A 13,436-nucleotide genomic window follows, 5' to 3' on the forward strand; every position below is an offset into this window, starting at 1 on the left:
TGCATCCGCTCCCCAACGATTCGAAGGAAGCATGCGCTCCCAGCCAACAAATCCAGAACTTAGTGCTTCATTACCTACTGCCACAACGACCGTCTGTCATTTGTTCATAGCGTAAACGAACGGCGTTCACGACACGCGCAATGACACGACGAATAATACAATTACGAAGCTTGCGGGAACGCTGCTATTTCCGCAGCCACTTGAGCCGCGCGGTCCTTAGCACCGGCCTGGCTGAAGTAGGCCTGACTATCCTTCAAATGGCGCAGCGCTGCTTCGCAATCACCTTGTTCGCGAAGCGCTTTAGCGAGCAACATGTTTGCTTCTCCCGCTGTCTGATGGGGCATATCTGACAGGCTGCAGATGGGTCCGAGAAGGTTTGCCGCTTCATCCAAATTACCCATGAGGAAAAACCATCGTGCCCTGTTCAATTCATTCAGACGCCGCACGTGTTCGCTGGTGCCAATGATGGATCCAGCAAGTTCTGCACGGTCCATGCAATCTGCCGTTTCCTGGTCCGCGATGCCTGCAGACAAGCGCATGGCCGCTGAGCTCATGTTGAACCAAGCCCAAAGCCGTAGGTCATTCGAAGGCGAGAGTTGTTCAGCGGCCAAACCATGATAGTGGACCCCAACATCCGACTGCTGTCGCAAGAAAGCTACATTGCCGACGGCCCAATACCCTTTCCCGGCCAACTGTGCGTCGCCGGCAACCTTAAGGAGTTGAATCAAGTTCTGGCAGTGCACCCAGGCCTGATCGGTTAGCCCGCTCTCCGCGAGTGCTGCTACCAGGGCGGATTCAGCACCTATCTGGATGTCATTCCGCAGACCGGCTGCCTGCCCGACCTTGACGGCTGATTCAGCAGTCGTCAACGCTTCGCTTAATTCGCCTGCCCCCTGGAGCGACACTGACTCCAGTGTAAGGACCCGGCACATCAATTCGGCCGAGTCTGCGGTGAGCGAGTGATTTTTCAGGGTTCGAGCGGTCTTGATGCAATTCTCTTGGTCCCCGCTTTCCCTGTAGCTTTCCGCTTCAAGGAACGTCATATGCCACCAAGTGCCAGGGTCGTCCGACTCGGCGGCCTGTTCAGCACATCGCTTCGCCAAGACAGCAGAGCGCACGTATTCCCTCTTGACGAACGCTTCTCGTGCCCGCAATTCCAGCAGCACATTATCGCCTGCATCCATTCGGATTCCTCCATGCTCCACACCATCGCGCTGCGCCATCACACGACCCTCGTACCGATCCTATTCGTTTAGAGAGACTGCTTCCGGAACCGAAGAATTGTGTCGTTTCACCTAGCTCCTTTGGACTGCTGTCTGTACACTTATCGTGTCACCATCACCTGTATGGATTTGCATGTCTGTGCATAAAGAAAGAATGAGGAACAATGATGAAGAAACTTTCTGCATCCGTTCTGGTCGCTGCGGTCCTGGCAGTTGTTGGTGCTGCGGCTCCGGCTGCTGCAGCGGATACGACCGCTTCGTCCTCCATCGTCGTCCAGAGCAAGACGATTGACGGCGGCAGCCTGAAACCGATGATCGGTTACTGGCCGCACTAGGTCCTAGCAAGCGGGGCTCCCGCTCCGCGGCTAAGGCCGTGGCATGCATCTTCGGATGGGTGTCACGGCCTTTGTGCTTTAGGAAACGGTGACAGCGCCCGTGTTTTCGACAGCGTCGTGCTGACCGTCGTCGGCTGACAGCGGCAGGGTAATGGTGAAAGTCGTTCCGACTCCGATGGTGGACTCGACGGAAACGCTGCCGCGGTGCTGGTCCACCATTCCCTTCACGATCGCCAGGCCCAGACCGGTGCCTTGAATGGCATGCGCATTGGACGCGCGGTAAAAACGGGAAAACAGTTGCGGCAGGTCATCTTCCGGGATGCCGATCCCGCTGTCGGCGACCGTCACTATGGCGCAGGGAACACCGTCGTCGTTATCAGTGCCGGTGCCAACGGTGACACGCACTGCACCATCCTGCGGGGTGAACTTCACGGCGTTGGACATGATGTTGGCGAAAACCTGTTCAAGCATCTTGGCATCACCGTCTGCGGCGAGCCGGGTGTCCAGCCCCTCCCCCACGAGCTTGACGTTTTTGGCTTGGGCGGCGGGCTCCAGTGCGGTGGACACCATGCGCAGCAGCTGCGGCAAGTCCACCGGTTCCGTCTGCAAACCGCTGCTCTGGAAGTCCATCCGGGACAGTGTCAGCATGTCTTCGATCAGCTCACGCAGGCGAGTGGCATTCCGTCCTACCACTTTGAGCATCCGGGCCACGGAATCCGGGATTTCGCCAGCTTCTCCATCCAGCACCAATTCCAAGTAGCCGGTGATAGAGGTCAGCGGGGTTCGGAGCTCGTGGTTGACCGTTGCCACGAAGTTCGACTTGGCTTGGTCCAGTTCTCGGAGCTTTTCCACGACTTCTTGCTGGGCCGTGATCAAGTGCCCCTGGATCAGCCCGTGGGCCAGGTTCCCGGCCACATGTTGCAGCAGCGAAATCTCGGCGGGTGACCACGACTGTGGCCGCCCGTGCCGGATCAGGCACATCAGTCCGAACGCTTTCGAGCCCTGTCCCAAAGGCGCCAGCAATGACGCCTTGCCTCGCGCGCTGGCAAACCAGTCGGTCAGGTCGGCATATTCTGCAAGGTTGATGCTGCCGTCATCAGCCGACGTCAGGACGCTGCCCTTGGTCCAGAGAGCGGAGGCCAGCTGCAGCACCTGCTCCTCGGTTCGATGCGGCATCGCCTTGACGTCCTGGTTGGATTCACTGGCCCACTGGGCGTCGGTGTGCGGAACCCTTTCATCGTCCAAGGTACGGATCCAAACTTGGTCCGCTCCAAAGGCCGCGCCGATCCCCCGCAGCGCAAGAGTAATCATCTCGTCCGGATCGTTGGTGCTGCGGATGCCCTCGGATACGCGCCGGATCTGGTCCCGGAGGACAGCCACGCCGTTGCGCTCACGGCGGCGGTGTTCCGATCTGGCGAGCGTCACGCGCACGCGGTTGACCACTTGGGATGCCGAAAGCGGCTTGATCAGATAGTCCGAGACGCCCATTTCATAACCGCGTTCAACCAGCGGCAGTTCGTCTTCGGTAGCCATCAGCATCACTCGCCATTGCGCCCCGGTCCGGCGGTCTGACAGCCGTCGAACGGCTTCCATCCCTGCCAGCGACATATCGCCGGCGTCCACCAGGAGGATATCCGGTGGATTGCGCTGCAGTTCATCCAAAACCTGGGCAGCGGTGGCGAAGGCCGTCACGGTCATTCCGGCAGCTTCGAGGACTGTGCGCAGGAACTCCCGGCTTGCGGCATCGGTGGCGCCGATCAGTACCGTTGGGCGGACTGCTGTCCCGGGCTCACCTGCATCGGTCCGCACGGCGATTCCTCCTGCCTTGAACGCGGCCCGGCGTCGTCCCGGCCCCCCTGACGTTATGAATGAAGACTAGCAGTGCCCTCGGACCGGAATGTCAGATTACGGCCGCGGCTTCCATGCCAGTGAGGCGCGCACGAACCCGCTGGTCGCCATGCTGTCCGATGCCGGAGGGCATGGTCTAGCGTGGCGATATGAGCAGCCCACCCGCCGTGCGGCAGATCGTTGCTATCCCGCCCCTGGTCCTCGCGGCCATCGCAGTGACCGTCCTGGCCTGGGCCAGTGCGTTCATTGTGATCCGCGGCATCCTTCCGCATTTCGGACCAGGTCCGCTCAGCCTGCTGCGGCTCGCCATCGGCTCCGCCGCCTTGGCATTGCTGCTGATTGGTCGGCCCTGGGTGAGGCCGAACCGTCGGGCCTGGCTGCTGATCCTCGGCTGCGGCCTCATGTGGTTCGGCGTCTACAACTTCGCCCTCAACACCGCCGAACAGACGCTCGACGGCGGGACCACAGCCATGATCGTCAATTTCGCCCCGATACTGACTGCCTTGGGCGCCGGGCTGTTCCTGCGGGAAGGTATCCCCACCTGGCTGGCGATCGGTGCCGGCGTTGCCTTCCTGGGCGTGGTCCTGATCGGCTTCGGTACCGGCGGGGGCACCCCCGGCGGGACCGGGCTGCTGTGGGCGCTGGCGGCGGCGGTGACCTACTCGGCCGGTGTGTTGCTGCAAAAGCCCGCGCTGGGCAGCGTTCCCGCGGGCCAGGTCACCTGGCTGGCCTGCACCGTTGGGGCCATCTCGTCACTCCCCTTCGCTGGCGAACTCCTGGCGGATCTGGGCAGCGCGCCGGCGGCGGCGACCCTGGGCGTGGTGTATCTGGGCATTGTCCCCACGGCGCTGGCCTTCAGCACGTGGGCCTATGCGCTGGCCCGGATGCCAGCCGGACAACTGAGCGTTTCGTCCTACTTGGTTCCGCCGGTCGCTATCCTGCTCGGGTGGCTGTTCCTGGGCGAGACACCCACGCTGCTGGCCATTGTCGGCGGCACGGTCTGCCTGCTGGGCGTGGGGCTCTCCCGTCGGCGCGGCCGGCAGGCGAAGCAGTCAGGCGCCGACGCCCACGCTGCCGAGGGTGCGCAGCCGGCTGGCAATGCGGGAGACGTCCACCGCGGACGGGCTGGCTGACGGCCCCAGGTCCAGCGGCTCGGCACAGATGAGGGTCAGCGGCACATCGGCGTCATAGAGGATGTCCACGATATTGCTCAGGCGCTGCCAGCCGTTCATGCTGATGTCGCCGCGGCCCGGCACGCCGGAAATGACCCAGTGTGCAGAGTGCGGCAGCAGAACCACATAGTCAGCCGCGGCGGTGGGGCCTTCGCACAGGTCTTGGAAATCAAACCACACTTCAGCCGCGGTGCACCGGAGGGCTGGAAGTGGCTGGCTCCCCGGTCGCAGTTCGCGTGCCGCGGCCGCGGCCGGCCACTCCAGTCCGGCCTCGCCGACACGCGGGTCAGTGGGTCCGTCCGGGGCGAGCACCATGGCACCGTCGCTAAACCGCTCGAGGCGGACGCCGCCGTCGTTATTCTGGCCGCTGGGCCGGCCGGCAGCAAGCGTGCGGTAGTCCACGGGGCCGGCGATGGAGGCAACGTGCATAGTGCGGCGGATCAACGCGATCGTCGGCTCGAACAGGGAGTGGAATTCCTCGTTGGGCATCAGTTGCTCGGGCGGATAGTTGGAGGTGGCCACCAGCGTAATGCCGCGGCGGTGGATCTCGCGCAGCAGCCGAGCCAGCAACTGGGCGTCGCCGGGATCATGGACATGGAATTCGTCCACGACCAACAGGGTGCAGTCCTGCAGCAGCGCTGCAATGGCCATGTCGACGGCGCTGGTTCCCGGCAGCCGGGCGGCCGGGTCCTGCGCCTCGCGTCGGTGGGCGTGGAGTTGGCGGAACAGATCGTGGAAGTGCCAGCGCTTTTTCTCCGGCAGATCGAGCGCTTCGAAAAACTGCCGGGCCAGCCAGCTCTTGCCCCGCCCCACCGGCCCCCACAGATAGAGCCCCTTCCGCTTGCCCGGTAGCGGGAGTGCAGTCGCCGTCAGCCTGGCGCCGGCGTCGGCCAGCAGCTGCGCAGCCTCCTGCTGGAAGCCGTCGAGGCGGAATCCGGCGGTTGAAGCGGCCTGTTCGAAATGGTCAAGCAGCCGCTGGCGGGTGCGGGCCTTGCCTGGCCGGCCGGCCGCCGTGTTTCCTGCATCCACGCAGGCCCTCCTTCTCCCGGTCCCCATGTCTTGGCCACTGGCCGTCAGTCCGCTGAGGCCGGGAACCAGATTAACAGCCGGCAGGGCGTTAACGGCGGCAGGGCGCCCCGGCCTCCCCTCCGGGAAGGTCAGAGCGCCCTGCTGCGCGGAGCGTCAAGCGGCACGGGCCGCCGGATACGAAAGGTTAGTTCGCAGCGACAGCGGCGGCGCGGACAGACTCCATGGCCTTGGTCCACGGGATGAGCTGGTCGATCATCGGGGCCAGGGTGCCGGTGTTCTGCTCGGTCGGCTTGAAGTCGGCGAAGTTCTCGAAATCGGTGAACAGCGAGAACATGACCTGGTTGCGCACGTGGGCGATCTGCAGTTCGGACAGGATGTTGCGCAGGTGCTCGGCGGCACGGGCGCCACCCATGGAACCGTAGGAAACGATGCCGGCGGCCTTGTTGTTGAACTCGACGTTCAGGTAGGACAGGGCGTTGGTCAGGGCCGGGGTAACGGTGTGGTTGTACTCGCCGGTGACGAAGATGAAGCCGTCGAACTCGCTGATCTTGGCCGACCAGGTCTTGGTGTGGTCGTTCTGGTAGTTCTGGTAGGCGGCCGGGTAAGCTTCGTCCAGCAGGGGCAGGTTGAAGTCGGCGATGTCGACAACCTCGAACTCGGCGTCGGTGCGGCCGGCGGCCTGGGCGAGGATCCAGTCGGCAACCTGCTTGTTGACTCGACCCGGACGGGTGCTGCCGGTGACGATAGCGATCTTGGTCATGTAATGAACCCCTTCGAGGTCTGTTCCCAACGTGCCGACGTTGTTGACACGTCATGGTTTTGTTGACACGTCAATGATGCAGGACGCAAACTTGAATTGTCAACTAACGGCGAGAAAGGCACCACTGTGAATTCCGACCCCCGTTGGCTGAACGACCACGAGCAGGAAATCTGGCGCGCCTTCCGCGAACTGCTGTGGGGCTTCGAATCGGCGATGGACCGCCAGCTGCTGCGGGACTCCGACCTTTCCGGCGTGGAGTATTCGGTGCTGGCTTCCCTCTCCGAGGCTGACCAGGGCGTGATGCGGGCTCGAGACATCGCCCAGCAACTGGACTGGGAACGCAGCCGGCTGTCCCACTTGCTCAAGCGCATGGAAGCCCGCGGACTGGTGGAGCGGGTGGCCTGCCCCACGGACGCACGCGGTTTCAATGTTTCGATGACCGCCGCCGGCTGGGACGTCCTTCGGCAGGCTGCGCCCGGCCATGTGACCTTTGTGCGGGAGAACGTCTTCGATCCGCTCTCGGCCGCGGAGCGCGAGGCGCTGTTCTCGGCAACCGCCAAGATCCAGCAGTCCATCCGCGACGCGGGCCTCTGGGGGAACACCGGCAAGTCATCCTGAGCGGCAGAAGTCACTCCAGTATTTCGGAGACTTCCAGCCACTCCATTTCCAGGCCTTCCTTCTCCTCGGCGATCTCCTGGAGCTTGCGGTTCATCTCTGCCAGCCCGGAAAAATCGACGTCGGCCTTGGCGCCGGCCGCGTGCATCTGCTCCTTGAGCTTGTCCTCCTGCTGACCCAGCTTGCCCAGCTGGCGTTCAATCCGATTGAGATCCTTCTTAGCCTGGCGTTTGTCGGCTTCGCTGTGCTCGGTGCCGGGGGCCGTCTGGGCCGCGCCGCCGCTGGCCGGAGCCGGCGCGGACTTGCCGGTTAGCGATGCTTCGCGCAGCTCAAGGTACTGGTCCACTCCCCCGGGCAGCCCGCGGAGCTTGCCGTCGCCCAGCAGGGCCATCTGGTGGTCGGTCACCCGTTCCAGCAAGTAGCGGTCGTGCGAGACCACCACCAATGTGCCCGGCCATCCGTCCAGCACGTCCTCCACCGCGGCCAGCGTGTCCGTATCCAGGTCGTTGGTGGGCTCGTCCAGCATCAGCACGTTTGGCTCGCCGACTAACAGCCGCAGCAGCTGCAGCCGCCGCCGCTCGCCGCCGGAGAGGTCACGCACCGGCGTCCACTGCTTCTCCTTGGAGAAGCCGAGCTGTTCCACCAGTTGGCTGGCTGAAACCTCGCGTCCGCCGATGTTGAAGACCTGGCGTTCGCGCTGGATCACTTCCACCACGCGCAGGTCCATGACGTCATCGAGTTCGCGGACTTCCTGGGTCAGCATGGCTGTCTGCACCGTCTTGCCGCGCTTGACCTTGCCGGCAGTGGGCTGGATTTCGCCGTTCAGCAGTCGGAGCAGAGTGGTCTTGCCGGCCCCATTGACGCCTACCAGGCCGAGCCGTTCACCCGGTGCCAGCCGCAAGGTGATGTTGTCGAAGAGCGGGCCGGATCCGCCCTCGCCGTCCGAGGGCCGGGGCGGCGGGGTGTAGGACACATGCTCAAGGTCCAGCACGTCCTTACCGAGCCGAGCCGTGGCCATCTTGTTCAGCGCCACCGCGTCCCGGGGCTCGGGCACATCGGCGATCAGTTCATTGGCTGCTTCGATCCTGAACTTCGGCTTCGCGGTCCGGGCCGGTGCCCCGCGGCGCAGCCAGGCCAGCTCCTTCTTGACCAGCTGCTGCCGTTTTCCTTCGACGACGGCGGCCGTGCGGTTGCGTTCGGCACGGGCCAGGACGTAGGCGGCGTATCCGCCGTCGAACGGGTCCACCACGCCGTCGTGGACTTCCCACGTGCGGGTACAGACTTCGTCCAGGAACCAGCGGTCGTGGGTGATCACCAGGAAGGCACCCTCATTCGGGCGCCACCGCGTCTTGAGGTGCCGGGCAAGCCAGGCCACGCCCTCGACGTCGAGGTGGTTGGTCGGCTCGTCCAGCATGATCACGTCGTGCGGCTCGATCAGCAGCTTGGCAAGGGCAACCCGGCGTCGCTGCCCGCCGGACAGCGACGACACCGTCGCATGCCAGTCGACATCGCCCACCAGGCCTTCCATGATCTCGCGGATCCGCGGATTCGAGGCCCACTCGTGCTCGGCGGCCTCGCCGACGATCGCCACCCCAACCGGCAGGTCTCCGTTGAGCACGTCCTGCTGGTCCAGGTAGCCGACGTTGACGTCGCCGCGTTTGGTGACCCGGCCGGCGTCGGGCGTGCTGCGCCGCGACAGCAGCCGCATCAATGTGGACTTGCCATCGCCGTTGCGCCCCACCATGCCAATTCGATCGCCCTCGTTCAGACCGAGGGACACCGAATCCAAGATGGTGCGGGTGGCAAAGGAGACGCTGACGTTTTCTGCGCCGAGCAAGTGGACCAAGGATGCTGCTTTCTGTTGCTTTGACGTAGTGCTTTAGTCGGACCGTGTGGTGGCCGGGTAGGGCCGCGCCGTCAGGCCATGATGCGGGCGCCGTGCACCGGTCCGCGGACCGGCAGGGCAACCACGCCGGCGACGTCCGAGAGCCGCTGAGCCAGTTCTGCCGCTTCCTGCCGTCCCGCGGTCAGAAAGGCCACGGTTGGGCCGGAACCGGAAACCAGGCCGGCCAGCGCGCCTTCGGCCCGGCCCAGTTCAAGGATATCGGCAAGCTCGGGCGCCAGTTCGATGGCGGCTTCCTGCAGGTCATTGTGCAAACAGCCCGCCAGCTGGTGGACGTCGCCGGACTGCATGGCCTGCAGGATCGCCGGCTCTACCTGCTCCGGTTCGGCCGGCACGTGGCCGCGGCGGGCCCGCAGGTCGTCGGCCACCGCATAGACCTTGGGCGTCGACAGGCCGAACGAGGCCGGGACCAGCACCCAGTGCATTTCGCTGCGCGCCAGCGCCGGCGTTAGCCGGTCGCCGACCCCGAGCCCGACGGCAACCCCGCCGTGCAGCGCGAACGGCACGTCCGCGCCGAGTCCGCCAGCCAGCCCGATCAGTTCATCGCGCGAGTAGCCGGTATTCCAGAGCGCGCTGCAGGCCACCAGGGCGGCAGCGGCGTCGGCCGACCCACCGCCCATCCCGCCCGCTATCGGGACCCGCTTGGTGATGTCCAGGTGCACACCCTGCGGGTGGCCCAAGGTTTCACGGATGAGTTCCGCAGCCTGCACCGCTAAGTTGGAGGTATCCAGCGGAATGCCGGCCAGGTCGAAGTCCAGTCCAGCCCCATTGCGCACACTGACCGTGATGGCTTCGTCGTCGCGCGCCGTGGCGGTGACTTCCTCGTAGAGCGAGAGCGCCAGGTAAACACTGGCCACCGAGTGATAGCCATCCGGCCGGGGGCCGCCGACGCGGAAGGAGACGTTGATCTTTCCCGGCGCCATGACGCGGACCGGACGTGTTCTGCTCATGCCACCATCCTCCTAGCCGACGAGCGGATGGTTGAACTCCGCGATCCGGGCAAAGGCGGCGATGTCCAGCACTTCCCCGCGCGCGCTGGGATCCACATTGGCTTGGCGCAGCGCTTCCTCCGCCCGCGCCGCGCTGCCGGCCCAACCGGCCAAGGCCGCCCGCAGCGTCTTGCGGCGCTGCGCGAAGGCGGCGTCGATGACGGCAAATACCTCGCGGCGCGGGGCGCGGGTCACCGGCGGCTCGCCGCGGGTGAACTCCACCAGGCCGGAGGCGATCTTGGGTGCCGGCCAAAACACGTTCATGCCAATCACGCCTGCCTTGCGCATGCTGCCGTACCACGCGGCCTTGACACTGGGAACGCCATAGATCTTGGAACCGGGTTTGGCCGCAAGCCGGTCGGCCACCTCGTCCTGGACCATCACCAAGCCGTGCCGCAGCGACGGGAAGTGCTCCAGCAGGTGCAGGACCACCGGCACGGCAACGTTGTAGGGCAGGTTCGCGACCAGCGCGTCCGGCGCCTTCGGCAGCTCGGTGACCTGCAGCGCGTCCGCCAGCACCACGTCCAGCCGGCCGGCGGCGTCGGGACGCCATTCGGACGCAGTCTGCTCCAGGCGGGCGGCAAGCTTAGGGTCGATTTCGACGGCGACCACATGCCCCGCTGCATCCAACAGCCCAAGCGTGAGCGAGCCGAGACCGGGACCGACCTCCAGCACGGTCTCACCGGGTACTACGTCGGCGGTGGCCACGATCCTGCGGATGGTGTTGCCGTCGATGACGAAGTTCTGTCCTAGGGTCTTGGTCGGACGCACGTCCAGTTCGGCCGCGAGCCTGCGGATGTCGGCAGCCCCGAGCAACGGCTTGGGTGGTACGGCCGCAGTTTCCCTGTCGTTCTGCCGGGAGCCGGTGCCGGGGGCGGAATGTGGTTCTGTCACTGTGCCATCGTATCGGGCCGGCGCCTGCTGCCGCGGCCCCGCCCCACCCGCCTGCCGCACCCCCGGTTAACGCACTTCGGGCCCGGGCTGTGGTGCCCGGGCCCGAAGTGGGCGGAATAACTGACGGGATGCTTAGAGCAGTCCCAGCTTGGCGGCGCAGGCAGGCCAGTGGCCCCACCCGCCGTTGCCGCGCAGCACTTCGGCGGTCGCGATCTGTTCCGACGGAGTGGCCATGTAAGCGTAGGGCGCATACTTGCCGCCGCCGGCGCCCAGCCAGGAGCTGGCGCTGAACTGCAGGCCTCCGGAGTAGCCGTTGCCCGTGTTGATGGACCAGTTGCCGCCGGACTCGCATTCCGCCAGCGCCTGCCAGGTGCCGCCTACGCTGGCGTTATTGACCTTGGCCGGGCGCTTCTTCGTGCCAACGGTGATCTTCTGGCTGACCGGTTCGCGAGTGACCTTTTCCCTGACCAGCTTTCGGCTGGTTTCCTTCCCGTCGGTCAGGACGATCTCGTAGACCTTAACCCGTTCGCCGGCCTTGCCGGAACGGGTGACCTTTTCTTCGTCGCTGAACATCGAGGAGTTGGTCGTCTCGTCCGTACCAAACGGGATGGACTCGGTCTCCTCGACTCGCTCGCGGTCAATCCGGGTCACCTTGACCTTGGTGCCCTCCTCGACCGGTTCCTTGGCAGCCACGGAGAGCTTGTCGTCCTTGCGGACCTTGATCTTGTGTTCCTGCAGCAGGTTGCCGATCGTCGTCGCGGTGGTGACTTCCTTGCGGGTCTTGCCGTCGACGGCAATCGTGACATTCTTCGGGGTTGAGATGGTCACCGCACCCACCGAGGCCAGTTCGGCGGTCAGCGGCGCCGACAGGGCGGACTCGTCGGTCACTTCCAGTTCATCCAGCAGTTCCCGGACGGTTGCGGCCGTCGTGTGGATCGTGGAGCTGTCGCCGTCCACGTTCACATTGACCGGCTTGGCGGTGACTACCTCGATGTTGGCGCCGTCGGAGATTTCCTCGCCGACCGCCGGCGTGACGTCGTCGCGTTCGCCGACCACAACCTCGGATTCGGCGAGTACATCCGCCACCGTGGAGCCGAACGTGGAGACGGTGCTCGCTTGCCCGTCCACTGTCAGGGTCACGGACTTGTTGTTGCCCACGAAGGCAACCAGCCCAAGGACCAGTGCGGTCATGACGACGATCTGGCCGGCGATCTTCACCCAGCGGTTCTTCAGCGCGTTTGTCACGGTTCCCGAATCTGTTGCAGCTTCCGGGCACGGGGACATGAAGACACACGCCAAGAGCGCGCCGATTCCCACGGCACGATGCGAGTGCAGGCAAGCACCTGCAGCGGCTGTTTGGGCGTACGAACGGAACGTCCAACTGCAACCGCTACCGGTGTGGCAATGTCCGGATGCCTTCCCCGACCCCGGCCATTAGCTACCTACCGTAATCGAAACGTGACATGGCGACAAGCCCGGTTACCCGGCGGTAGCCGGGGCACCGCGCCACGGACCCCGGTCCCGGAGGCCGCTGTTTCACATTTACCGGGGCTGGCTAGGAAAAATACTGCTGTGTCATTCGCTCTGCCACGAGCCGTAGACGCGCTGCGTGTTTTGCGCCACCTCTGTGCATAACGCCGCCAGTTCCTTGTCTAGAACCCGCGCCATCGAACGCACGGTGTAGGGCACCAAATAGCTGGCGTTGGGACGCCCGCGGTACGGGTGCGGGGTCAGGAACGGCGCATCGGTTTCGGCCAGCACCAGCGCCGGTTCAGCCGTGGCCAGCGCCTCGCGCAGGCCGTCGGCGTTCTTGAAGCTGACGGTGCCGGCGAAGGACATATGCCAACCGTTGTCATTACAGATTCTGGCCAGCGCTGCATCGCCGGAAAAGCAGTGGAAAACCACTTTCTCCGGTGCGCCCTCCTCGCGCAGCACCCGCACCACGTCCTCGTGTGCGTCGCGGTCGTGGATCTGCAGGGCCAGGCCCAGCCGTTTGGCCAGGTCAATGTGGCGGCGGAACGATTCCTGCTGGGCTCCCCGACCTCCGGCTTCCGTCCGGTAGTAGTCCAGGCCGGTCTCACCGATGGCCCGAATGCGCGGATGCTTGGCTATTGCCTCAATTTCCGCCAGGGCCCGCTCCAGTGTGCCGGCCTCGGCCAGCGGGGGCACGTCATTGGGATGGATGGCCACGGCGCCCAGCAGCCGCGGCTCGGCCTGAACAGCTTGCAGCGTGAAGCGCGCCGACTCCAGATCACAGCCGACTTGGACCGCGCCCGCGACGCCAACCGCCTCGGCGGCGTCCATCGCCTGCCCGACCGTGACCGACACCAGCCCGTCACGAAAGTCCAGATGGGTGTGGTTGTCCATCACCGGCACCGGCAGCGGCTCAGGCGCCGGCGGATAGCTCAGATTACGACGACGGCCGTCGCCCTCGGTGGGGCTGCGCACCGTAGACGTCTGGGCCGCTGAGCTGTCAACTGTGTAAGCGGGGGGCGTTTCGCCGGCAACGGCGGCTGGAAAATTGGCCATACTGCCAGCCTACTGAAGCTCTGGCTGCGGCCCCGTTACCGTCGGCAGGCGTATCAAACAAACGTTTCAAGTGTCTACCGCATCACACAGGCAGCCAGTAGGGTTGAGACAACCGGCCCCGTCTTACCGGAAGGCAATT

General features: G+C 64.9%; 12 protein-coding genes. 3 read left to right on the forward strand and 9 right to left on the reverse strand.

What is annotated here, in order from left to right; translation table 11 throughout:
- Nucleotides 1–161: 161 nt before the first annotated feature.
- Nucleotides 162–1,223, reverse strand: coding sequence for a hypothetical protein (locus AC5RW2_RS31675; protein ID WP_493963425.1), 1,062 nt, complete (start codon nucleotides 1,221–1,223; stop codon nucleotides 162–164).
- Nucleotides 1,224–1,387: 164 nt separating this feature from the next.
- Between AC5RW2_RS31675 and AC5RW2_RS31680 the strand changes: the two genes are divergently transcribed.
- Nucleotides 1,388–1,558: a hypothetical protein gene (locus tag AC5RW2_RS31680; protein WP_493963424.1), complete on the forward strand. Its 171-nt coding sequence runs from the start codon at nucleotides 1,388–1,390 to the stop codon at nucleotides 1,556–1,558.
- Between the two features lie 78 nt (nucleotides 1,559–1,636).
- Here the strand turns inward: AC5RW2_RS31680 and AC5RW2_RS31685 are convergent, their stop codons facing one another.
- Nucleotides 1,637–3,367, reverse strand: a complete 1,731-nt coding sequence (locus tag AC5RW2_RS31685) for an ATP-binding protein (RefSeq protein WP_493963423.1) — start codon at nucleotides 3,365–3,367, stop codon at nucleotides 1,637–1,639.
- 188 nt (nucleotides 3,368–3,555) lie between these two features.
- Between AC5RW2_RS31685 and AC5RW2_RS31690 the strand changes: the two genes are divergently transcribed.
- Nucleotides 3,556–4,539, forward strand: coding sequence for a DMT family transporter (locus AC5RW2_RS31690; RefSeq protein ID WP_493963422.1), 984 nt, complete (start codon nucleotides 3,556–3,558; stop codon nucleotides 4,537–4,539).
- Here AC5RW2_RS31690 and zapE read toward each other — a convergent pair.
- Together zapE and AC5RW2_RS31700 are read right to left on the reverse strand one after the other, a co-directional pair.
- Nucleotides 4,459–5,607 carry a cell division protein ZapE gene (gene zapE / locus AC5RW2_RS31695; RefSeq protein WP_493963421.1) on the reverse strand — a complete coding sequence of 383 codons (1,149 nt, stop codon included), beginning with the start codon at nucleotides 5,605–5,607 and terminating at the stop codon, nucleotides 4,459–4,461. The two genes, AC5RW2_RS31690 and zapE, sit on opposite strands and share 81 nt — an antisense overlap.
- Before the next feature lie 184 nt (nucleotides 5,608–5,791).
- A complete protein-coding gene (locus AC5RW2_RS31700) occupies nucleotides 5,792–6,367 on the reverse strand; it encodes an NADPH-dependent FMN reductase (protein ID WP_493963420.1) in 576 nt (191 codons plus the stop codon).
- A 126-nt stretch (nucleotides 6,368–6,493) separates the two neighbouring features.
- Here AC5RW2_RS31700 and AC5RW2_RS31705 point away from each other — a divergent pair, with 126 nt between their 5' ends.
- Nucleotides 6,494–6,985, forward strand: coding sequence for a MarR family winged helix-turn-helix transcriptional regulator (locus AC5RW2_RS31705; RefSeq protein WP_493963419.1), 492 nt, complete (start codon nucleotides 6,494–6,496; stop codon nucleotides 6,983–6,985).
- A 10-nt stretch (nucleotides 6,986–6,995) separates the two neighbouring features.
- Here AC5RW2_RS31705 and AC5RW2_RS31710 read toward each other — a convergent pair whose 3' ends face one another.
- The 5 genes from AC5RW2_RS31710 to AC5RW2_RS31730 form a co-directional block, all read right to left on the reverse strand.
- Nucleotides 6,996–8,828, reverse strand: coding sequence for an ABC-F family ATP-binding cassette domain-containing protein (locus tag AC5RW2_RS31710; RefSeq protein WP_493963418.1), 1,833 nt, complete (start codon nucleotides 8,826–8,828; stop codon nucleotides 6,996–6,998).
- A 71-nt stretch (nucleotides 8,829–8,899) separates the two neighbouring features.
- The gene (locus tag AC5RW2_RS31715) at nucleotides 8,900–9,835 is read right to left on the reverse strand and encodes a 4-(cytidine 5'-diphospho)-2-C-methyl-D-erythritol kinase (protein WP_493963417.1); all 936 of its coding nucleotides are present in this window, start codon (nucleotides 9,833–9,835) and stop codon (nucleotides 8,900–8,902) included.
- Between the two features lie 12 nt (nucleotides 9,836–9,847).
- Nucleotides 9,848–10,768, reverse strand: coding sequence for a 16S rRNA (adenine(1518)-N(6)/adenine(1519)-N(6))-dimethyltransferase RsmA (gene rsmA / locus AC5RW2_RS31720; protein WP_493963416.1), 921 nt, complete (start codon nucleotides 10,766–10,768; stop codon nucleotides 9,848–9,850).
- 132 nt (nucleotides 10,769–10,900) lie between these two features.
- On the reverse strand, nucleotides 10,901–12,013 hold the full coding sequence (locus AC5RW2_RS31725; protein ID WP_493950776.1) for a resuscitation-promoting factor: 1,113 nt from the start codon (nucleotides 12,011–12,013) through the stop codon (nucleotides 10,901–10,903).
- Between the two features lie 330 nt (nucleotides 12,014–12,343).
- Entirely contained in the window at nucleotides 12,344–13,297 is a 954-nt protein-coding gene (locus AC5RW2_RS31730; protein WP_493963415.1) for a TatD family hydrolase, read from the reverse strand.
- Nucleotides 13,298–13,436 lie beyond the last annotated feature (139 nt).

It is taken from the genome of Arthrobacter sp. B0316-1-20 (assembly GCF_059091865.1).